Annotated in this window: 15 protein-coding genes; 12 read left to right on the plus strand and 3 right to left on the minus strand. The window is 45.5% G+C overall.

Translation table 11 applies throughout. The annotated features are described in order from the left end of the window. Window positions 1–18 precede the first annotated feature (18 nt). Both AB6E54_RS20795 and AB6E54_RS20800 read right to left on the minus strand, forming a co-directional pair. Window positions 19–804 carry an ABC transporter ATP-binding protein gene (locus tag AB6E54_RS20795; protein ID WP_372058427.1) on the minus strand — a complete coding sequence of 262 codons (786 nt, stop codon included), beginning with the start codon at window positions 802–804 and terminating at the stop codon, window positions 19–21. A gap of 77 nt (window positions 805–881) precedes the next feature. Continuing rightward, window positions 882–1,643: a siderophore ferric iron reductase gene (locus AB6E54_RS20800; protein WP_372107207.1), complete on the minus strand. Its 762-nt coding sequence runs from the start codon at window positions 1,641–1,643 to the stop codon at window positions 882–884. Window positions 1,644–1,863: 220 nt separating this feature from the next. On the opposite strand from AB6E54_RS20800, the gene AB6E54_RS20805 reads away from it, so the two are divergent. The 12 genes from AB6E54_RS20805 to AB6E54_RS20860 all read left to right on the plus strand — a co-directional run bounded on the left by AB6E54_RS20805 (window position 1,864) and on the right by AB6E54_RS20860 (window position 19,001). Next, entirely contained in the window at window positions 1,864–2,772 is a 909-nt protein-coding gene (locus tag AB6E54_RS20805) for an AraC family transcriptional regulator (RefSeq protein WP_017086415.1), read from the plus strand. Window positions 2,773–2,978: 206 nt separating this feature from the next. Then, window positions 2,979–5,126: a TonB-dependent siderophore receptor gene (locus tag AB6E54_RS20810; protein WP_102333676.1), complete on the plus strand. Its 2,148-nt coding sequence runs from the start codon at window positions 2,979–2,981 to the stop codon at window positions 5,124–5,126. A gap of 82 nt (window positions 5,127–5,208) precedes the next feature. Beyond that, window positions 5,209–6,147 (plus strand): iron-siderophore ABC transporter substrate-binding protein, encoded by a 939-nt coding sequence (locus tag AB6E54_RS20815; RefSeq protein WP_372058428.1) that lies wholly within the window; start codon window positions 5,209–5,211, stop codon window positions 6,145–6,147. Further along, window positions 6,147–8,141, plus strand: coding sequence for a Fe(3+)-hydroxamate ABC transporter permease FhuB (fhuB, locus tag AB6E54_RS20820; RefSeq protein WP_372107200.1), 1,995 nt, complete (start codon window positions 6,147–6,149; stop codon window positions 8,139–8,141). The genes AB6E54_RS20815 and fhuB overlap by 1 nt, the downstream gene beginning before the upstream one ends. A gap of 239 nt (window positions 8,142–8,380) precedes the next feature. Beyond that, window positions 8,381–9,193: a crotonase/enoyl-CoA hydratase family protein gene (locus tag AB6E54_RS20825; RefSeq protein ID WP_017064440.1), complete on the plus strand. Its 813-nt coding sequence runs from the start codon at window positions 8,381–8,383 to the stop codon at window positions 9,191–9,193. A gap of 93 nt (window positions 9,194–9,286) precedes the next feature. Next, window positions 9,287–10,477: an OmpP1/FadL family transporter gene (locus tag AB6E54_RS20830; protein ID WP_017070530.1), complete on the plus strand. Its 1,191-nt coding sequence runs from the start codon at window positions 9,287–9,289 to the stop codon at window positions 10,475–10,477. Then, complete coding sequence (locus AB6E54_RS20835; protein ID WP_102393100.1) at window positions 10,477–11,166, plus strand: hypothetical protein; 690 nt, start codon at window positions 10,477–10,479, stop codon at window positions 11,164–11,166. The genes AB6E54_RS20830 and AB6E54_RS20835 overlap by 1 nt, the downstream gene beginning before the upstream one ends. Before the next feature lie 287 nt (window positions 11,167–11,453). Next, complete coding sequence (locus AB6E54_RS20840; protein WP_372169023.1) at window positions 11,454–12,566, plus strand: NADH:flavin oxidoreductase; 1,113 nt, start codon at window positions 11,454–11,456, stop codon at window positions 12,564–12,566. 419 nt (window positions 12,567–12,985) lie between these two features. Beyond that, on the plus strand, window positions 12,986–13,621 hold the full coding sequence (locus AB6E54_RS20845) for a CatB-related O-acetyltransferase (protein ID WP_108152110.1): 636 nt from the start codon (window positions 12,986–12,988) through the stop codon (window positions 13,619–13,621). Window positions 13,622–13,799: 178 nt separating this feature from the next. After that, window positions 13,800–15,446 (plus strand): ABC transporter ATP-binding protein, encoded by a 1,647-nt coding sequence (locus tag AB6E54_RS20850; protein WP_017066510.1) that lies wholly within the window; start codon window positions 13,800–13,802, stop codon window positions 15,444–15,446. Then, on the plus strand, window positions 15,443–17,695 hold the full coding sequence (locus AB6E54_RS20855) for an ABC transporter transmembrane domain-containing protein (RefSeq protein ID WP_372107203.1): 2,253 nt from the start codon (window positions 15,443–15,445) through the stop codon (window positions 17,693–17,695). Before AB6E54_RS20850 ends, AB6E54_RS20855 begins: the two co-directional genes overlap by 4 nt. Further along, window positions 17,688–19,001 (plus strand): HlyD family type I secretion periplasmic adaptor subunit, encoded by a 1,314-nt coding sequence (locus AB6E54_RS20860; protein ID WP_017061737.1) that lies wholly within the window; start codon window positions 17,688–17,690, stop codon window positions 18,999–19,001. The genes AB6E54_RS20855 and AB6E54_RS20860 overlap by 8 nt, the downstream gene beginning before the upstream one ends. Window positions 19,002–19,077: 76 nt before the next feature. On the opposite strand, the gene AB6E54_RS20865 is transcribed toward AB6E54_RS20860, so the two are convergent. Continuing rightward, window positions 19,078–22,427: VCBS domain-containing protein (locus AB6E54_RS20865; RefSeq protein ID WP_372169024.1), on the minus strand; the 3,350-nt coding region annotated here is incomplete at its 5' end.

Consider the following 22,427-nt stretch of genomic DNA (forward strand, 5'->3'; position numbering starts at 1 on the left):
TAGACTGAAATGCCCGAACTATTCACAGACGACTGCAACCTTCTCACTTGCTGCAGTATTGGCTGGCGCTGGATGATCGATCAGTCGGATAGGGGACTCATACAGTGCTGACAAAGCCTCTTCATCGAGTAACTTATCCGCGCTGCCTTCGAACGCAATCTGACCTTTTTTCAGGGCGACAATATGCGTCGCGTAACGAAGCGCTAGGTTCAAATCGTGTAAAATAACGATCACCCCAACATCTTCTTTTTTGTTGAGTTCAGACAGTAAGCCCATTAGCTGAAATTGATGATGAACATCCAGTGCAGAAGTCGGTTCATCAAGGATCAATACCGGTGACTGTTGAGCTAGTAACATAGAGACCCACGCTCGTTGACGTTCACCACCAGATAAGTCATCCGCTAATGCTTGTGAGAATTCAGTAACACCGGTTCTTTCCATTGCTTGCTGGATGATCGACTTATCTTCTGAATTCCAACGGCCTAGTGCGCCTCTCCATGGGAAACGCCCTAAACGAACCAGCTCTTCGACAGTTAAGCCAGCAGAAGCGGGGAGTTTTTGCGGTAAATAAGCAATCTGCTTGGCTAAGTCTTTGCTTTTGAATGAAGAGAGGGAAGCGCCGTCTAGTTCCACGCTGCCATGATCTGGTGACATCTGCCCTGAGAGTAAATTAACGAGTGTAGATTTACCCGAACCATTATGGCCAAGAACGACGGTCAGTTCGTTGGTCGGAATCGAGAGGTCTTCGATTGAGAGAATCGTTCGTTCATCACGAACAATTTTGATGTTTGAAAGCTGAAACATGTCAGTCCTGTGCCTAGACCAATAAAGCGCTTCAGTGAAATTAAACGAGCTTTATTGGCTTTTAAAAATAGAGGGTGTTATTGAGCTGTTTTTTTGTTGTCGGGATGTCTTGGGCAATCGTCGCAATACTTTCTAGAGTCGCACTTATAAACTAAGCAGCAGCTGATTCTGATCAGTTTTAGCATCCCCGAATCAGCGTCTATTTTAAGGCTGTTTAAATGATTTTCAGGTAACTGGCATGCTTCTAACCAAAGCTTAGCTTGTTCAGTGATATAATCGTTGGTTAGGCTCGGTTCGTGCTGCTGTAGTTTTATCAAGCTGCCTAATAATAGATCAGCAAGTAGATGATTGGTAAACCCCGGACGAATACGTGTCCACTCACTAATCTGGCTACGATAAAACTCTGTGAGTGCAAGAATAGCTTCGCCTGCTTGTGGAATCAGTTCTTCTGGTGAACCGTGTTGATGATCACCATTAAAGAAACGGTAGCCTGTGACAAATTCTTTGTACCTAAACTGGCCGATGTTCTTAATATCAGGCAGTGAGTGAAGGCCGTAGATAGATATAAAGGTCACGTAGATTGGTTGCCAGCAAACCAGATCCCACGTTCGGGTTAACCAATAGGCTTTGCCTGCTTCAGGGTGGCTCTGCACAAGGCCATCGTAAACTCGTTTGATTTCTTTATGGCTATCATCATTCGTTATTGCAATGCTCTTGCTATGCAGAACACCAAAGCTTCCACTTAAATAAGGTGTCACTTGTTTTGAGTGAGCGAAGATTTTCTGATGTAGAGACGGGGCTCTCCGACGAGTGATAATATTGTGCAGCTGGGAAAGCATCATAAACCATTAAATGAGAATCAGTAGCGTTATCATAACGGACATAATCGAGGATAACCATACAAAATGGAGCATCTACTCGGTGCCTCTATCTTTTGGTCATTTTATAGAACACACATGAGCGCTTCTTTTTTTGAGTGATAAAAGCCGTTTTAAATGATAAAAGTATTGGTGAATCGAATATGTCGCTGTCAACTATAGAGAATATGAAAGCTTAAATATGAACACACCTGCATTTGGTCGTATCAGTCGCGTTTTAACCTATATCCATTCGAACCTTAGCTCCTCGCTATCGTTAGAAGATATTGCGACACAAAGCTGTTGGTCTCGTTGGCAGCTTCAGAGAGTGTTTCAAGCCGAAACAGGGCTTACTGTGGCTAACTATGTGAGAGAGCTAAAGTTAAGCCAAGCTGCAGAACACCTGCTTGATGGAAAAGATCGCGTGATAGATATTGCTCTTGGGCTCGGGTTCAATTCAGAAATAAGCTTTAGCCGCTCGTTTAAGCAGATGTTTGGGTCTAGCCCAAGTCAGTATAGAAAAGCAGGTAAAAGAGTCGGGCTAAGAAAGCCGATACAAGTATCTGAAACAGCGAGTACTTCTGAAAAAGGGGCGTTAAGCTTTGTGGAAGTGCGCATTGATGAAAGAGAGTCTTTCCTAGTGAAAGGCATGACATCAGAAATCAGTGGTCTGTTTTCACTCACGCAAGACTTCGCTCAGAAAGTCCCTCAGCTATGGTCACGTTTAGAAGGTGAAGTTGAGATCCCTGACGACAACGTGCTCCAGTTCATTGGCGTGGTTGACCTGACTCAGTCTTGCTTTGACGGGACTAATATTCACTATTGGGCAGGGGTAGAACTTCAGGAAGGAATTTCAATCCCGCAATTACCGAGTATTATCTCTGAAAGATTAGAGGTACTGACGGTTCCTAAGCAAACTTATGCTGTAGTGAAGCACTGTGGTCCAATTGAGAATTTACGACACACCTTGAGTTGGTTTGTGCTGAATTGGATGCCAAGTTCAGGTTATCGTGGCGTCGATGGATATGAGCTTGAAGTGTACCCGTTTGCCTATCAAGCACATGCCTCTGACGCTGAAATGGAGTACTGGGTTCCTATTATTAAATCGTAGTCATATTCCCGCTCACTCTCTTCTAGCAAAGCCTTCCTATCAATAGGGTCAATTGTCTTTTTAATCATCAATTGACCGTTTTCGACTAAAAATAGGTCAAGTTCTTTTTGAATTTGCACCAAATTGTTAATTATCCCACCTCTAGATACATACAATGCAAATGAGATTTATTATTATTTATATTAAGCATTGGTACCGAGGGAATTATGACCACTCACACTCGTTTTAAGTATTCATCATTGGCAGTAGCGTTGCTGACTGCGTTTTCAGCGCAAGCATTGGCGGAAGAAACCGTTACTGCGGCAGATTCGAATATAGAAACTGTCACTATTATGGGTAAAGCCTATCGTAATACAGCCACAAAATCGGCACTTGAGCCGGAAGAAACACCTCAAGGTATTACAGTCATTGATGAAGAACAGTTAGAGCAACGAGGTGTAAAGTCTCTTAACCAAGCGCTTAGATACGCGCCGGGTGTTGTGACTGAGCAAAAGGGCGCATCAGTAACCATGTACGATACGTTCTCGATTCGTGGGTTTAGTAACAATCAGAGTTACTACGATGGCTTGATTCTGCCGTTCCTGACTGGATGGAACCTGCAACCTCAGATCGACCCTATTGCGATTCAGCAAGTTGAGGTGTTTAAAGGCCCTACGTCTGTGTTGTATGGATCGATGCCGCCGGGTGGTATGGTCAACATGATCGCGAAGGCACCGCAAGAAGACGGGTCGACAAAAGTGGGTGTATCTACAGGCTCAAGAAACTTGATGGAAGCGTCAATTGATACTTCAGGTCAGTTAGGTGACAGTGACTTTTCATATCGTTTAGTTGCACTCGCTCGTAAACAAGACAGCCAAGTTGATAACGCTGAAGAAGAGCGTTATGTGATTGCTCCATCGCTAGATTGGCAGGTATCTGATCGAACACTTATTAACTTCAATCTTTACTATCAGAATGATCCGTCAATGGGTACTAACTCTGCAATGCCGCTCGAAGTATTGAAGGCAAGTGATCCATCTGTGTCGATGGGCGACAAGAACTGGAGTACTTTTGAACGTGAAGTCTTGATGTTAGGTTACAAAATTAACCACCAAATCAATGACAACTGGACTTTCCTTCAGAACGCTCGTTATTCCGATGCGTCGCTATATCAAGAAAACACCTACCATCGCGGTACGAATTTTAACGCCGCAACTGGTAGCTTAATTCGAAATGTGTATAGCACGGATGAAGACTCTCAAAGCTTTGTTATCGACAACCAAGTATCAGGTCGCGTCGAGGTTGCTGGGCTAGAGCATAACTTATTGTTTGGTCTCGATTACCTAAAACTGACGGGCGACTCTTTGTATCAAGAGTTCACCGCGAACGCTGGTTTCTACGGATTTAACGCATACAACCCAAATAATGACTTGCTTGATAAGAGTCAGCTACAAGAGAATTATCGTGAATCACATGACATCACGACCGAGCAACTGGGCTTGTATTTCCAAGATCAAGTTCGCTACGACGCGCTGGTTTTACTTGCTGGTGGACGTTACGACATGTTCAAAGCGAGTGACGAAAAAACGAGCATTTATCCAACAAGCGATGGCACAGAAAAAGCGGATCACAATCAGTTCTCTTACCGCGTAGGTGCTTTGTATGAGTTAGATAATGGCATCTCTCCATTTGTAAGTTACGCGACGAGTTTTGAACCAGCTGCTGGTACCGATATTAACGGTAACTCTTTAAAACCTCAGCTGGGTGAGCAAGTCGAACTAGGTGTGAAATACCTGTCTGCTGATATGGCACAGCAACTTACAGCATCATACTTTTACATTACTAAGAAAGATTCAATTGCTGCCGATCCATCGGATCCAACGTATCGCTCTAAGATTCAGTTAGGCGAAGTGCGTTCTCAAGGTGTCGAAGTCGAAGGCAGATGGTTTGTAACGGAAGATTGGGATGTGAACGCGAGCTATACATACGTCGATATGGAAGTAACGGAAGATGCAAACCCTGACCTTGAAGGAACGACACCAATCTATGTACCGACACATGCCGCTAATCTATGGAGCAATTACTATGTCTATGGTGGTGCTTTATCGGGAACTCGCTTCAGTGCAGGTGCTCGTTACATGGGTGAAATGGAGATGGATGCAACGAATACTCAAGGAAAAGTACCATCATATACGGTTGTCGATTTATCCGTAGGTTATGACCTAGGGGAAGCAAGTGAAACTCTGTCAGGTGCAACGGCTAACTTGCTGGTTAACAACCTGTTTAATGAAGAGTACTACACCTGCTACGACCAATCGAACTGTTGGTTCGGTGCAGAGCAGTCAGTAGAACTCAGCGTGAACTACGAGTTCTAATTCATTTGAATACATAAATCTAAGCAGCCTGTGTAGGCTGCTTTTGTCGTTAAATAAACAATTAAAAAGTGACAGTGATTATATGAAAGCCAACTATTTTACTTCTCGTTTTCCTAAAGTGAGTTCGTTCATTGTCTCATTGAGCTTGTTGTTATCAGCTCAAGCGATGGCCAACTTTCAAGTTGAAGACAGTGAGGGTGTTAAAACCCTTGAAGCTCAGCCTGTTAGAGTGGCTGCGCTGAACTGGGACATAGCCGAACAAGTGATTGAACTCGGTGTTACACCAGTAGCGGTACCTGATATTGCAGGTTATACCGATTGGGTTGTTCAGCCTGCGATTCCAGAAGGCGTGGCGGATATTGGCACTCGAACTGAACCTAACTTTTCGGCGCTTAAAAAGCTAAACCCTGATGTGATTCTTATCGCTTCTCCTCAGAAAGATCTTCAGGAACGACTTTCTGAAATTGCGCCCGTGCTTTACTACCAAACGTACAGCGAACAACACAGCAATGCAGCGGCTGCTATTGAGAATTTCAAGAAGATCGGCCAGTTGCTTGGTAAAGAAGAACAAGCGAACCAAAAGCTGGCCGCAATGGATGAGCGTATCGCTGTTCTAAAAGCTGAGTTAGATAAAGCGTATCCGGGCGACAAACCGAAAGTCACTTCTTTCCGTTTTGCGAGTACTACATCGGTGTTCATTTATGGCGATAACTCGATTCCACAATACGCACTTGAGCAGCTTGGCTTTGACAATGCGATGGATCTTCCTGCAAGTCAGTGGGGCATCAGTCAAAAACGCATGACCGAGCTTAAGAACGTGAAGAACGGCATTGTGCTTTACTTTGAACCTTTCCCATATCAAGACAAGCTAAACCGTTCTCCGGTTTGGAAGAGCATGCCCTTTGTTCGCAATGGTCAATTTAGCCCAGTAGCGGCAAGTTGGAGCTACGGCGGTGCTATGTCGATCTTGTATAACGCAGAAGCCATGGCGCAATCGTTGTTGACGCTAGCGGAGCAGTAATGAAATCCAGTGGTTTTATGATGGGGGCTGCGCTGCTTTGTGCTGCCCTTGTTCATTTATGGTTAGGGCAGTCGGAATTTGGTCCTATTGGTGAGTTGCTTCAGCAAGTCTCACAGATCAGTGACATCGCGACATTCAACTCAATGGTTGATGATTCATTTGAGTTGATGGCGTTAGCCTATGTCAACTTACCTCGCTTGGTGATGGCGATCTTGGTTGGCGCAACACTTGGCACCATCGGCAGCTTGTTTCAACAACTGACACAGAATCGCATGATGTCCCCGTTAACCTTAGGTACATCGTCAGGTGCATGGCTTGGTCTGGTTATTCTGAATGTGGTGGCGCCGATGTTGGTCGCTCAGTATTCAGTTTGGTTTGCTTTGGTCGGTGCGCTGCTTGCGATGGGGCTGATTGTTTCGATTGTCGGAATCAAAAACATGAGCGGCTTGCCAATTGTATTGGCGGGTATGGCGGTCAACTTGTTATTAGGGGCATTTGCAACGGCGATTATTCTGCTCAACGATCAGTACGCACAAAATCTGTTTGTATGGGGAGCGGGCGACCTAGGGCAAAATGGCTGGGAACAAGTGCTTTGGTTGATGCCTAAGCTGTTGCCGATTTTTGCCATATTCTTCTTAGCTCCGCGAGTTCTGACTTTGCTTTCCATCGGCACTGAAGGGGCTGCGGCGCGCGGGCTCAATATTGGCACGACCTTCTTTGTGCTAATGGCAATCGGCGTTTGGTTGGTTTCAGTGTCGATTACCTCAGTGGGCGTGATCAGCTTTATCGGCTTGATTGCTCCGAACATCGCTAGGCATCTAGGTTTTCTAAAGGCTAAATCTGAACTCATCGCGAGTTGTGTATTAGGTGCGCTATTACTTTGTGTCACCGACAGCTTGGCGATCTTCTTGGCGCAATGGTCTTTGGACATGATTCCAACAGGGACGGCAACCGCAGTGATTGGTGCTCCTGCGTTGATCATTATTGCGAGAAAGCAAATGTCTGCTCAAGATCAGTTGTTTTTCTCAATGCCTAAAGGTCCGAAGTCTATTTCATCTTTGGCTTACTTCTTGTTGGGCTTGATGATCTTCGGGTTGTTCGCGTTGAGCGCATTGTCACAGCCTTCTTCTGATATGGGCTACTTTGTTATCCCAGATGCATTTGAATGGTCTATTCGTTGGCCGAGAATGTTAACCGCGATATTCGCTGGTGGTGGCTTAGCGGTGGCTGGGGTGATTTTACAAAGGTTGGTCTACAATCCGCTCGCAAGCCCAGACATTCTTGGTGTGTCGGCGGGTGCGGTTCTAGCTTTGATTTTCAGCAGCTTGTTTATGGGATATTCGATTCACTCATTGAGCCCTTGGATTGCTTTCTTAGGCAGTGCGATTGCACTCTGTCTATTATTGTTCCTTGGCAAGAAGCATCAGTTTGCGCCATCGATTTTGATCCTTACCGGTATTTCGCTGACCGCAGTCTTGGAAGCTTTGGTGCAATTCTCTTTAACGCGAGTGGGTGAGGGGAAATACACATTATTGGCTTGGTTAGCCGGCTCTACTTACCGTGTGGAGCCTGAATCAGCCACTATAATGGCAGTAGTGATAACGGCTTGTATTGGTGTTGCTCTGTTACTGAGCCGTTGGGTGACCTTAATTGCGACTGGACGACAGTTCGCGAGTGCCAGAGGGTTGAATATCAATATCGCATACGTGGCACTGTTGTGTATTGTTGCGATCTTATGCTCGGTCGTGACAACAACCATGGGGCCTGTCGCGTTTGTCGGCTTGTTAGCTCCGCATATCGCTGCAATGTTGGGGGCTCGTTTGGTTCGAGAGCAGATCATCTTGTCGTTTTTAATTGGTGCAGCATTGATGCTATTCGCCGATTGGCTAGGGCAAGTGGTGGTGTTCCCAGCGCAGCTTGCAGCAGGGACGTTAGTTTCAATTATTGGTGGTAGCTACTTCATCTTCTTGCTACTGAAATCTCGAAGAACATAGGTTTTGCTCATGACCGAAAGCCATTGCTAATCAAAGCTACTGGCAATCAAAGCCATTGGCGATAAAAGCTACGGATGAAAAGCAGTGAATGGAGCGATCCATCACTGCTTTTTTGTTGATGTCGTTTGTGTAAAGGGAAAGACGTTAAGCAACACAGGTCTCGCTTCTTAATGTGCAAGTTTGGCATATGTTAATAAAATGTATAACCTAAAGGTCTGACCACTGATAAGGTAGCCACCATGCCAAACCTCGATCGTATTACTTGTTCTATCGATGAAAACCAAATTGCGACGGTTGTGTTGAATCGACCCGATAAGCTCAATGCTATTGATATGGCAATGTTTCAAGGCGTGAATAACATGGTGACTCAGCTGAAAAAGAACACCGAGATTCGTGCCGTAATAGTAAAAGGTGAGGGTTCTGATTTTTGTTCAGGGCTTGATGTTAAGTCCCTATTAACCAGTAAATCTGGGGCGATGAAGCTCTTGTTTAAATGGCTACCGACATTGCCTAACGCTGCACAACGCTTTTCATTGGGTTGGCGAGATATTCCATGCCCTGTCATTTTTGCGATTCATGGTCGTTGTTGGGGAGGCGGCCTGCAATTGGTCAGTGGGGGTGATTTTAGAATTGCTAGCCCGGATGCGAACTTCTCTATATTGGAAGCAAAGTGGGGTCTGATTCCAGACATGGGAGGCGCTATCGCTTTTAGAGAGCTGATGCGTAAAGATCACACCCTTGAAATGGCGATGACGGCCAAAGTGATCGACTGTGAAACCGCTAAAGAATATGGGTTGGTGACCAAGATTGCCGAAGATCCTTACGCTGAAGCCTATGCGTTGGCACTTGAGTGTGCGAATCGGTCGCCAGATGTCGTCGCTGCTAACAAGAAGCTCTACAACAAGACTTGGTGGTCAAGCCCGGGCATGGCTGTATTCTGCGAAACTTGGTATCAGATAAAGGTTGGGTTAGGTAAGAACAGGGCGATTGCTGCTCAACGTGAAATTCATCGAGACAAACCACGCCCTTACGTCGCCAGAAAGTTTAAATAGCGCTTGTACAGGAATAATGGATATTCCCTTTGTTTATTGAGCTTTGCGGTAACCTTAGAGCAATTTAATGTCTAAGGCTAAATGAGCGCTCTGATGAACAAAACTTTTACTTACTCTCTAGCTGCCACTGCAATTTTTACGAGCTTAAATGCATTCGCAAGTGGCCTGTTTTTGCAAGAAGCTGTCGTTGCCAACGCTGGTACTACTGGCGCTGGTGATGGTGTTTACACTCGATCTGCAGCGGCGATGTGGACAAACCCTGCCACTATGTCTCACATGGGCGAAAGCAAAACGACCATCAACACCATGGCATTCGATCTTGAAATGAAGTATCAAGATAACGGTGGTAATCCAGATGGTAAAGCTCATTCCGTAATGCCGTCATTTGGTGCCTTCCACGCTCATCAAGTCACAGACAAATTACACCTTGGTATCGCGCTTGGCGCTGTTGGCGGCTCTAGCCTTGATTACGGCAGTGATTGGGCGGGTGCTGCACTTCTAGAAGATATCACTCTTACTGCAATGCAAGTGAACCCATCACTGAGTTATAAGCTGAATGACCAATGGTCAGTAGGCGCGGGTGTGCAATTCAGTTGGGCTGCATTCCAACAAACAACGTCAATGCTTACTGCGAAGCAAGATACTGACTGGGCATACGGCTATAACCTTGGCGTAATGTACACACCGACAGATAAACTTAAGCTGGGCGCAAGTTACCGTTCTAAGCTAGAGCATAAGTTTAACAATGATGTAAATGGCGTTATTAACCAAGGCGTATTGAATTCATTATCAACTGATATTGCTTTACCTGAAATCATCGATGTCAGTGCGAGCTATGCTTTGAACTCTCAACTTGACCTGCTTGCTAGTATTCAGTTCCATCGTTGGAGTGAATGGGATACAACCGTTCTTGATTTTGGAATAGCAGGAAGTCCAATTAATGGTGTTCCGATTGAGCGTGACTGGGATGACGTTTGGAAATTTGCGGTAGGTGCGGATTATCAATTGAATTCAGACTGGCGTTTGAAAGCTGGCTTCTCTTACGAAACTTCTCCGCAAGACGATCCGTCAATGCAATGGGTTGACCTTCCTGTGGGTGAACAGTACCGCTACTCAGTTGGCGCATCTACCTACTGGGACGACATCTTAATTGATGTGTTCTATGAATACGCTGATTTGGGTTCAGTTGAGATGGATCGATATGGTCGATTTGGTCAAGTTAATCTGTTGAATGGTTCGTTCGATGGCCGTATCCACTTTGTTGGTGTTAGCGCGACCTTCTAATGACATTACGTAATCTACTAATCATTACTTTAGTGTCTTTATTTTCAACGGGTGCTTTTGCTGAAGAGAAGCACCCTGATGATCCGACTAAAATCGTAACCAAAGCTGGCGTTGCTTATAACGAAGATCTGCAGTTCTCTGGGTCTATTGGGCTTGATGAAGCACGAATGATCAATGCTCGTGTTAACGCAGATGGCGAAGAATGGCGAATAGGCGGCTCATGGCTGTTGCCTATGGGTATTGTTAACTTCAACTTTAGCCGTTCTGAATATGACAACGATGCTTATAAGAACAACTACAGTATTGGCACATTTATACCACTGAGTTATTTCGACATTGAGCCGTTCGGTTGGCAAATCTTCCCTATGGCTGGCTACAGTTATAATGATGGCGAAGTGGCGGTTTTCGATGATGATAACGTTGGCTCTGATTATGTATTGATGCCGAGTTCAACACATGGTGGCTACATTGGTGCCTTTGGTTTAAAAACGATTACGGATGAGTGGTCGATTATGGGCTTCGGTGGCGGTTCAATGGGGTCTGATGATTATTCAGGGTATTGGGCAGGCGTCGGTGCTAGCTACAAGTTGAGTGACGCTCAATCATTCAACTTCTTCACTATTTTTGCTGAGGACGATTTCGGTGAAAATAACAGTGTTGGCGCGTCTTACACCTATGAGTTCAAATAACTGTTAGCAGGCAGAAATTCGCAGGTGGACACCTCTCGTAAGAACCATTGACTTAGTCCAGATTAAATTGAACAAAGTCGCTTATTAAAACTTAGCGACTTTCTTTTGTTACCATTTCTCCAATCTTTTTTATCTCTTTTTGATGCTTTCTATATCTTTCTCACATGAGAGTGCCGCTCTCTTAATCTAGATTAAGTTTTCGCTGCCTTATTCTCTGTAGTATCCGCCTGAATCAGTGCCCATGCTTAATGGGTAACTTGCGTAACACGATTTTGAGAGGAAGACACTTGAGCACTTTGTTTACAGAAACCCACATTGGCAAGATGACACTAAAGAATCGCTTCATGAGAAGTGCAACGTGGGAAAATATGGCCACCGAAGATGGGCATATGACAGATAAACTGTACGCTATCTATGAAGAGTTGGCTCAAGGTGAAGTCGGCCTGATCGTGACGGGCTACGCGAACATTGTTGAAGAAGAAAAGCCGAATGCAGGCATGATGGGTATGTATAACGACTCATTCATTGAAGAGTATCAAAAGCTGACTCAACTGGTGCACGACAACGACTCTAAAATCGTGATGCAATTAGCTTATGGTGGCACCAAAACCACGCATGATCTTGGCGAACGAGTGATCTACGCACCAAGTGAGGTTCCAGAAAAAGGCACTCAAACACTAGGTAAAGCGATGACCACAGACGAGATCGACTACATTGTTGATGCGTTTGCTCAAGCGTCTTTGAGAGCACAAAAGTCAGGCTTTGATGGAGTTGAAATTCATGCCGCTCACACTTACCTGATTAACCAATTTCTAAGCCCTTATTACAACCAACGTGAAGATGAATACGGCGGTAGCTTAGAAAACCGCATGAGATTTTTGTTAGAGATCTATACCGCGACACGTAAGCTGGTGGGTGATGATTTCCCTATCTTGGTTAAGCTCACGGCATCCGAGTTTTTTGAAGGTGGCGTCACCTTTGAGGAAACACGTATTGTCTGTAAAAAGCTTGAACAAGTGGGTGTGGATGGCATTGTCGTGTCAGGCAATATTCATGGCAAAGCAGACACTATGGTTGGCGAGTCGCACGATGGTTTTACCATTCAAGCTGAAGGCTACTTCCATGAGTATGGTCACGCGATTAGCCAAGACGTTAATATCCCAGTGATCACGGTTGGTGGTCTAACGGATTTTGATGCTATCGAAGCGATTGCAAACAACACGGGCATTGAGTACTTCGCGCTTTCAAGACCGCTGCTTTCTGAACCCCATTTAGTGAAGCGTTGGAAGGAAGGGGATAGAAGCCCTGTTGAATGCGAACGATGCTCTAAGTGTCGTACTAAGCGCGGTAACTTCTGCGTGGTGAATAAAGACAGAAAAGTACAGCTTGCACGCATGTAGTCGCTGAGCCCAGCTCCAAGCGAGCTCCGAAGTTTATAGCTGAGTCTAAGTTTGAGCCTGTGTAATCGCGCAGGCTCTTGTTCATTCCGTATTCCACGAAACGAAATTTGAAACCTTATTAATCACATCTTCCTGTCAAATTGGCGCGACTAAACAGTTACACTACGCCTGTAAATTATCCAACCAAGTTATCGATAAAAACTGAGCAAACTTTGAAACTACTTCCTCTTCTTAAGCAACCTCGAATCCACTGACGTCTCTTTAGTTTTAGCGATATTGCTATGATTTAAGCGTGATACTCACTATTCATCCCAGTGAACCCTGTGTTTATAGGGCGTTAGTTTGTGCACCTTGGATTTGCATCGTCGAACATTTTGATAGTTAACGAATAAAACTTAATAGATCATTCAGAGGTAAAAATGCAAAAGAAGCATTGGTCCAAATTCGAGTTGCTGCATGAAGTCGTAACCAACCCCAATATTCACGTAAAAGGTCAACACAGTTATTACAGCGATTGCTGGGATAATGGGTTCGAGCAATCTGTCGTCCGTTATTTACATGGCGACGACGTCAGCCGCCAGTGGGAGCCTCGATGGGAAATCGACGAACTCCATATCGGCGATTATGTCTGCATTGGCGCAGAGGTTGTGATTTTAATGGGTGGCAACCATACCCACAGAGTTGATTGGTTTTCGCTGTATCCATTTATGGATGTAATCGACGATGCCTACATTGGCAAAGGTGACACTCACATTGAAGATGGGGTGTGGTTAGGCATGAGAGCGATGGTGATGCCCGGTGTGACGATTGGCGAAGGCGCTGTGGTTGCAGCGAATAGTGTGGTGACTAAAGACGTCGCTCCATACAGCATTGTCGGTGGTTCTCCAGCTAAAGTCGTCAAATACCGCTTTGATGAGTCCGTTATTGACGAACTCATGTCATTCAAAATATACGAGTGGCCCTCAGATAAATTTGAAGCGCTGAAACCGTATTTATGTAACTCAGACTTTTCAAAGTTAAAGCAGGCGATAACGGATTACGACAATTGTTTGTAAGGAGCACTTGTAACGAGCGTTTGTAAGGAGCGTTTTTAAGGTACGGGTATAGCCACAGATTTGTGTAGAAAGATCTGTGTCATATTTATATTGAAAAACACGTTAAATCAGTCCGTTACCTTGCAATACTCAACATGGTGTACCAATCTTATTTCATAAGCATGGATAAGGATTGTGTATGCCCGCAAGTTCAATGAAAAACAAAGGGGTGGTGGGGAAAGTCTTACTGCCTTCTTTACTCATAAATCTTCTCTCTCTCGCCGTTCCGTTAACGGTTTTGCAAATTTACGATCGTATTTTACCTAACCAAAGTTACGGTACTGCCACTTTGTTGTTGGCGGGTGCAGCGTTGGCTGTTGCCATGGAAGCATTGATCCGGTTTGTGCGTACTTGGCTTTTGTCAGCCGCGGCCAGCAATACCGAGAAAGCGACCTATCAAACTTTGGTTGAAAGAGTAACAACGGCTTCATCAGGCCATCTCCGCCACATTGGTGTTGGCGGCGTGGAAGAGGGGCTTGGTTCTGTATCCAAAGTCAAAGATTGGTATTCCGGTGGTGTGATTGCAGGCTTTATTGATTTGCCTTTTGCCTTGATCTTCTTGGGCTTGGTGGCTTACATCGGCGGTGAGCTGGTGGCGATACCTTTGGCAGTTTGGCTGATTACTCTCGGAATCGTTTGGTTATCTTCTATTCGCGTTAAAAGCTTAAGTGAAGAAGCTTCCCAAGATGAGCAGGAGCGAAAAGCGTTCTTGATTTTACTGAGCCAAACCATTCAAGGAATCAAACGTCAGGCTGTTGAGTCTCGAATCTTCAATCAGTTTAAATCCCTCAATAACGTTCGCTCTCAGTCTAAAGCGAGAGAAGAAGAACAGAACGCCTTTGCCCAAGAATGTATTCAGCTTGCCGCATTAGCCACGTCAGTTTTACTCGTAATTACGGGGAGCTTGTGGGTGTTGGATGGTCAGTTAACTACTGGTGGCTTGGCGGCATGTTCTATCTTATCTGGCAGAGCGGTTGCGCCTTTGAGTGCTCTGGTTGGGGTTAGAATCAAGCTTAATTCAATACACAGTGCCAATCAGGCAATAGAAAAATTGAGTGACTTATCATTATCGGAATCTTCAGATTCTGAGCAAGTTGAGAACCACTTATCTGACTTTGAGACGTTGGAAATCAAGCAAGCGACCGTTGAAAGATATGGTGAACTCTCTCATGCCGATGTCACACTGAATAAAGGTGAGTTGGTTTTGTTAGAGAGTGAGGATCGCCACACCAACAGTCATTTATTGTCGTCGATTGCAGGTATTGATGATCTAAAAGCGGGTGAGTGCTTCATTAACGGAGCTGCAGTTTCAATCGCATCCGTAACCAATATTGCTGCCTACTGTGGCGTTAAAGGGCAGTTGGTGTCGGGTACTATTCTCGACAACTTGTGCGGGTTTGACCCTGAGAAAACGCAAAGCGCCAGTGACTATGCAAAGCGTTTGGGTTTAACCAAAGAGATTACTCGATTACCCGATGGACTAGAGACACAAATTGGCCATACGAGTGCTTCTTTGTTGAGTATGGGTAACGTGAAAATGCTCAATATCGCGGCTCAATTGGCAAGTGATAAACCCATAATCATGTTGGAAAGGCCGGATTCTTCACTTGATTTAGACGCCCTTGGGAATCTAGCTAAGGTGTTGGAAGAAGAAGTAACGGCAGGACGCACGATACTGATGGTGAGCTACCATTCGAAGCTTCGCGAATTTGCTAATCGAATCATTACAGTGGAAAGTCGAGCTATTACGGTCGACAGCGAGAGCAATCAGGAGGCCGTCGTATGAATCGTTTAGATATTGGTAACCCTTCAGGTACGAACAACCGTGCAGATACCAGCGGTCGACAAGAGGTGATGAATCATTTAGAAACCGAGAGCCTTTCCGTTCTTAAGCTGTTGGAAGTTAATGCTAATATCCAGTTGTTCGCACATCAATGGGTCGATGAAAATGGCATTGAATCAATCGACGATATGTTTGCCTTGTTCGACAGGCTTGCACTGCCTTATCGCTTGGTTGCCAACCTAGATGAAGTTGGTGAACATAAATTGGTCTTACTGGTACTTGGTGAACATGAGCTGGTCTCTGGTCATTTGGAATCCAAGCAATTTGTTGCCTTTAATGCCAATGACGACATTACCGATGTCCCTCAGTTTTGTATTGTTATCGAAGGTCCACCACTAGAGAAGGCTTCTCCTGATTGGGTTGGCGAACGACTACATGCGTTTCGCCCCATTATTCCTAAATTGCTGCTAGTCAGCTTTATCACTAACTTATTTGCGCTTGCCGTTCCTTTCATCACGATGTCGATTTATGACCATGTGATTGGTGGTGATGCAGGGCATGAGTTGCAAGGTATCGCCATTGGCGCGGCGTTGTTGTTTGTGATGATGGGTTGGTTGAGAACATTACGTAGCCGCGTGTTTGCTTCAGTTTCGAACCGAGTAAGTCGTGAGATTTCTCAATCCCTCGTGCAGCGTCTGCTTCGTAATAGCTATGCTCAAAATCAGCAAACAGCTTCTTCTAGTCAGCAAAACCAAGTGATGTTGTCAGAGCGTATTTCAGGTGTGCTATCGGGGCCATTAGGAAATGCGCTGTTTGATCTGCCATTCATTCTAATTTTTGTACTAGCGATAGGAGTTTTAGGCGGATGGTTGGTACTGGTTCCAGTCGTTTCTTTAATCCTTTATTACTTGCTAGCAAAACGCTCGATACGCTCTAGCAGCAAGCGCTCGATGCAATCGACAGTCGCAGGTACGAATCGTCAAAACATGACTAATGAGCTGTCATCCAAGCTTGCCTTTATTCGCAGTGCTGGATTCTCAGAGCACTGGATTCAACGTTTCAAAAAAGCCAATCTTCTTGCTTCAACAGTGACCTTTAATCAATCGGTTCTCCAGAGTCGGTACACCTCGATTTACTATTTCATTGGTGTGGGCTCGACACTCGCCGTGATGGGGTTAGGCATAGGACTTATTTTTGAACAAGTGATGACCCCTGGTGGTTTGATTGCTTCAATGATGTTGATATCTAAGGTGACGGGTCCTGCTCAGGTGTTGGCAAACAGTGCGATGCGTTTTAATAGCTTTAATCAATCCAAGCTGCAAGTGAACCGTATTTTGTCTCAGCCGTCTGAGCGTGAATTCAGTTACCAGCATCACCCGTTACCTGTGGTAGCGCCTAACTTGAAATTAGAGCAAGTGACACTGCGCTATCCCAAACAGAGTCGCCCGGCCTTGAATGGTGTGAGTTTTGATATTGAAGCCGGTGAAATTGTCGCGATTACCGGCCCTTCTGGGAGCGGTAAATCAACATTAATTGAAGTGCTGTCTGGCTTGCAGCCTATCCAAAACGGCATGGTCGAGCTTGAAGGCGTTAACCTCGTTCAATATGATCCGCAGCTTTATCGCCACTGGTGTTTCATTCGAGCCGCATATCCTGATTTGCTTACGCTGAGTATTCGAGAGTGGCTAAACGACGGTCACAAAGTCGAAGATAAGAAAATGATATCTGCAATTGAAATGGTGGGCGGAAAGCGTTGGTTCGAGACATTATCAGGTGGGCTCGATACTTCCATCAGCAGTATTCAGCCGGACAGCCTTTTTGACATGTTGTCTGGCAGCGTCGCGCAGATCCTCATTGACGCGAAAGCGCTGGTTTATGACTACCCAATGTTCTTAATGGATAACCCTGTGCCTGATGCTCACCCAAATGCTAAACGTATATTTGGTGAGTTTGTGCAGTCGAAAAAAGGAAAAGCAACGGTGATCTACACGTCCCACGATCCGGATTTAATCAAGCTTGCCGATAAAGTGGTGGTATTAAATGAAGGTGCAGTGGTTTATGCCGGTCCATTAGAGCCGGAGCAGTCTTCGAAGCAGGAACAGCCTTCAGAGCCTCAAGCTTCTCAAGAACCGCAGTTATCTGAGCAACCGTTATCTCAAGAGCTACAGCCGTCAACTCAAGAGGCGTCTGCTCAACAAAATGCAGCCCAACAAGAACAATCAGAGTCTAAGCAAGGAGTCGCTAATGACTAAACAATCTATCGAGAAGGGCAAGCGCTACGGTGAGCTTGTTGAATCACAAAATACGGCTCGTACATTGGCGCTGGCCACATGGTCGGTTGCCTTATGTGTTATTGCTTTTGCCACTTGGTCTGTAGTCACTCAAGTTGATGAAATCGCCAAAGCCAAAGGTGCTGTGATTCCGGAAGGCGAGAAGCAAGTATTACAAAGTGCGATTGGCGGTAAGTTAAAGCAAATTCTTGTTAAAGAAGGCCAGTTGGTAGAGAAAGGCCAGCCGCTTGTTGAGTTTGATGCCACTTTCCAGCGTACCGCCCTTGAAGAGCTAAAGTCCCAACAAGTGACGCTTCTAGCCAGTGTGGAACGTATGAATGCGTTGCTTGAGCAACGTGAGCCTAACCTTGCTGAGTTTGAGGTCGATTACCCAGAGATCGTCAGCCAGCAAAAAGCTCAGCTGAACGCGCAAAAAGCCCTCTACTTCCAAAAGCGTGTGGTGCTTGAGAAAGAGAGCGAGCAAATTGCAGAGCAGCTTCGTAGCGTAGAAAAGGCCTTGCCGAGTTATGAGAAAGAGTTAAATGCGACTAAGCAAGAGTTGAACATACTGGAGAAGGGTTATAAAGCGGGTAACATTTCACGTTTACGTGTGCTTGAAATGCGACAAAAATTGGCCAGTATCGAACAGAAAATCGAAGAAGCTCGTGGTAAGAAGTCGGTATTGATTAGACAAGCTGACAGTAATGACCAAAAAATCATACAGCTTCTGGCGGAAGCGAAAGCTAAAGTGAGCGATGATCGTTCTAAAGCCGTATCTGACTTATCAGCATTGAATGCTAGAGTTCGTTCAAGCCAAGCTAAATTGACGAACACTATGTTAGTGTCACCGCTACAAGGCTTGGTGCAAAGCATACCAAGCACGCAGGATGGTGGTGTTATTCAGCCGGGTGGCACGGTAGTTGAAATTGTGCCTGTCGGAGGGAACGCTGACTTCAAAGCACGTTTGTCCCCAAGAGATATTGGTTTTGTGAGTGTTGGGCAGCCCACTCGAGTCAAGATTGATGCGTTTGATTACAGCCGCTTTGGGGCTTTAAAAGGGGCGGTAGAGAGTATTTCACCGACCACAAGTCAAAGCGAACGTGGCGAGATCTATTATGAAGTTGTAGTGTCGGTTGATACGCCTTACTTCCGTGATAACCCTGAAAGCTTTTCCATACTGCCGGGTATGACGGGTGAAGTAGACATCACAACTGGCGAGAAGTCGGTGTTCCAATACTTATGGAAACCGATTTATACCAATGTTAGCGTGGCGTTTGGAGAGAGGTAAAGTCCTCCACTCTGGCTTGCATAAAAAAGGAGCACATGCCGTGCTCCTTTTTTTATCTAACCGAAGGGGTGATGTTCTAGTTATTTGGGTCTATGTCAGGCAGTCCGTCAACGTCATTATGATGGTGTAAAGAATCATCAATAGATGGGTTATCGGTATGGTGAGACAGCCCATCACTCATACCATCGTCAGTTTGCTCAGCCCCATAAGCACTCTCGGCATCACTGAAAATGATATCGATATCATGCGCTACTGGTACATTGTGTGACGGTGAATCTATAGACGGCGAGTCAGCATTAATACCCAGAGCGTCTAGGTAAGCATGGGCACCAGAACGCTGTTCGTGTTCGCCTATCGCTGTATGTTCTAGGTTTGCCGTCACCTCATCAAAATTAAGAGTAACTTCATCAGGGGTGCTGAAAGAGGCATCCGGTTCATCCGCTTGGCTCATGCCGGGTGCTGGAGGAGGTGATGGAGCGATTGGCGATAAATCCATGCCAGTTAGTGTGGTTTGGTCAATGTGATGTCCGCTGTTTCCATGGACGGATTGCGAGTGCAAATGTAGGTGCACCGCGACTTGTGAGTTTTGATCGCCTCCTAGGGTTAAAACAAACGAGTCGGTTTCGTCTGTACCACTACCGTAAGAGCCTCCTGTATGTGTCTTAACGACGCCTGATGAAGTTTGTTGGTAATCGTAACTCAACTCTCCGGTTGCAGGATTGACATGCAAAGTACCAAATTGACCGTGTAATGCAGTGAGAGAGTGTCCGTGGTGATCTGATATTCCCCAGCCTGTCATTGGCGTAGGCGTTCCTTGGTGAATAATTGGAGGAATTCCGATTGAGGCATGCAGGTCCTGATTGCCTGCACTGCCGGTAATTTTTGCAGGGGCAACTAGGGTTGGCATTGGTGGAACATCGCTGTGTCCATCAATGCGCATTTCAACTTCTTGAGTTGTAATGCCCCCGTGTCCATCATCGACTAATAGAGAAAACTTATCGGTCAATTGTTCACCATTATTTAAAGCATTAACATGGCTATTGCTGTTATTAAGTGTGTAGACCCAAGTTTGTGTATTGCTATTATAGGTAACAGAACCATACTGTGGCTGATGTTGGCTATCAATACTGACAGAATGTTGATCGCTATGATCAACATCGCTGATAATAATTTGCCCAGAGGTCGCATTTGCAGCATCTTCATCAATGTTATGTGCACCTGCGATAACTTCAGAAACTGTTGGTTTATCATTAGTGCCATGCACATTGATGGTAATAATTTGTTTATCACCACCAGCGGTCGTTACTTCATATTGAACCTGCTCGACTTGCCCTGCCGCTAAGTGCTGAATATTGGCATTGGGAACCGAATAAGCCCAATCACCGGCTTTTCCAATGGTCAGATGACCGCCATAGGGATCACTGACCGCATGGGCATTACGAGTGGCGTAAAAATGATCTTCACTGGCATCAGGATCGATAACATTCAACACGCCAGTGACAAATATCGTATGTTGAGCATCACCTTGTACATGGCGATCTTCTGTAATTTGACCGCTTTTATCTCCGGTGAAGATCGCAGCATCGCCAGCTGCCGAGAGCGTCGTTGATGCGCCAGTGTGGGTCACACCACCGTGAGCATCTTTAACATCATAGCTAAAATGCACTTGGCCGTTATAGTCTTTATCTGGGGTAAACGTGAAGGTACCATCGGCATTTAATACAATAGCACCGTGGTCAGCCTGTAGGTTTTCAATGGATAATTTGCCAATATCGTTGTCGTCAACATCGCTAGAATTGGCCAGTAGCTGTGCAGGGGTGAGGACAATTTTATTATCTTCTAAGCCATTCGCTAAACGTACTTCAGCTGATGCGACGGGCGCATCATTGGTGCCGTGAACGGTCACTGTGATATCTTTTTTAGCACTGCCATCGATAGATTCAACGGTAAAGGTTTGCTGGAAGCTTTCCCCTGCGCCTAAATGTTGGACTTTATCATTGTCAATATCGTATGACCATTGGCCCTGTGCGTTGATATTGAACCGACCACCTTCGGCGGTAGTGATGGTTTGTGCGATAAAACCGGCTTGATCGTGATCCGGGTCAATGACCTGTAACGTGCCACCACTGCTGAGTTGACTGGTGGTATTGCCAAAGGAAGTATGATCTTCGTAAACATGATTATTTAGGCTGGAGTAGGGCGTCACTGCAATTTTTGCTTGGTTATCTTCACCGGTCACTTTCACCATAATGGTGAGCTTCTGACCATCAGTGGTTTCGACTTCGTAGGGGAGCTCCATCGACTCGCCAGCATGTAGGCTACTGATTAGATCGTCCGGATGATGATTGGTACCAGCATCTAATTTGAATTGATAAGTGCCATTAGGCCAAACATCAAGGTGACCAGGTGCAAAACCTTGACCTAAATACTTCCCGCTAAATACAAACTGAGTGTTATCACCACTATCAGGGTCAATCAGCTGAAGCTGGCCTCTATAGGATTTAAATTCACTATCCAGCGCTTGTGTTTCAGTGAGCTGAATGACATTAGAAACCAGTGTGGCTTTATCATCTGTCCCGGCAATGGTAAGCGTGGCGGTTTGTTGCGTACTTCCACCATGGCCATCTTCTACTTGATAGGTGATAGCGATTTGTTGCGACTGACCATTGGCCAAATGGTTAAATGCGGGATCAGTGGCATCAACAATTAATGTATGACCATCAGTATCTAAGGTGATACCTGCGGGGATTTTCCCTGCCTGAAGTTGACCATCGATGGCATATTCAAGGTGACTGATAGTTAAAGCGTCGCCGTCTTTATCTGTGGCACCTACTAGCAGATTGAGGGTGTGATGATTATCGGCCCCCTCACTGACACTGTCTGTTAAAGGCGTCACATCAGGGTTGTCGTTAACCGCAGCTAAGTTGGTGGTTGCGCCGGTGTGGGTCACACCACTGTGTGCATCCTTAACGTCATAGCTGAAGTGTACATCGCCGTTATAGTCTTTCTCTGGGGTAAACGTAAACGTACCATCGGCATTGTTTAGAATAGAGCCATGGTCGACATGGAGGTTTTCAATGGTTAGTTTACCGGCGTCATTGGCATCCACATCGACGGTATTCGCTAATAGTTGCGCGGTGGTTAAGGTTTGGCGTGTATCTTCACTGCCATTTGCAAGCACCACTTCAGATGAACAGTAAGGTCTGTCGTTACTGCCGTGAATGGTGATGACAATATCGTGTGTTGTACCATCTTTTGAATGGACTGTAATCGTATCGGTTAAGCTTTGCCCTTCACCAAGTTGGTCAATTGCAGTGCCACGCGTTGTGGGTCTAGCACCTATACCTGATAGATGCCCAGCATCGGCATGGTAATGCCAGGTGCCATCGGTGAGTAAGATTAGATCGCCATAGGTGCCGTGATAGT

It is taken from the genome of Vibrio sp. 10N.247.311.49 (assembly GCF_041467655.1).
GTDB classification, from domain to species: domain Bacteria; phylum Pseudomonadota; class Gammaproteobacteria; order Enterobacterales; family Vibrionaceae; genus Vibrio; species Vibrio crassostreae_C.

Bases quoted from the DNA above. Each gene is read 5' to 3' on its own strand.
- AB6E54_RS20805 (WP_017086415.1), top strand. From the start codon at position 1,864: ATGAACACACCTGCATTTGGTCGTATCAGTCGCGTTTTAACCTATATC.
- fhuB (WP_372107200.1), top strand. From the start codon at position 6,147: ATGAAATCCAGTGGTTTTATGATGGGGGCTGCGCTGCTTTGTGCTGCC.
- AB6E54_RS20815 (WP_372058428.1), top strand. From the start codon at position 5,209: ATGAAAGCCAACTATTTTACTTCTCGTTTTCCTAAAGTGAGTTCGTTC.
- AB6E54_RS20835 (WP_102393100.1), top strand. From the start codon at position 10,477: ATGACATTACGTAATCTACTAATCATTACTTTAGTGTCTTTATTTTCA.
- AB6E54_RS20825 (WP_017064440.1), top strand. From the start codon at position 8,381: ATGCCAAACCTCGATCGTATTACTTGTTCTATCGATGAAAACCAAATT.
- AB6E54_RS20830 (WP_017070530.1), top strand. From the start codon at position 9,287: ATGAACAAAACTTTTACTTACTCTCTAGCTGCCACTGCAATTTTTACG.
- AB6E54_RS20795 (WP_372058427.1), bottom strand. From the start codon at position 804: ATGTTTCAGCTTTCAAACATCAAAATTGTTCGTGATGAACGAACGATT.
- AB6E54_RS20850 (WP_017066510.1), top strand. From the start codon at position 13,800: ATGCCCGCAAGTTCAATGAAAAACAAAGGGGTGGTGGGGAAAGTCTTA.
- AB6E54_RS20860 (WP_017061737.1), top strand. From the start codon at position 17,688: ATGACTAAACAATCTATCGAGAAGGGCAAGCGCTACGGTGAGCTTGTT.
- AB6E54_RS20810 (WP_102333676.1), top strand. From the start codon at position 2,979: ATGACCACTCACACTCGTTTTAAGTATTCATCATTGGCAGTAGCGTTG.
- AB6E54_RS20845 (WP_108152110.1), top strand. From the start codon at position 12,986: ATGCAAAAGAAGCATTGGTCCAAATTCGAGTTGCTGCATGAAGTCGTA.
- AB6E54_RS20800 (WP_372107207.1), bottom strand. From the start codon at position 1,643: ATGCTTTCCCAGCTGCACAATATTATCACTCGTCGGAGAGCCCCGTCT.
- AB6E54_RS20855 (WP_372107203.1), top strand. From the start codon at position 15,443: ATGAATCGTTTAGATATTGGTAACCCTTCAGGTACGAACAACCGTGCA.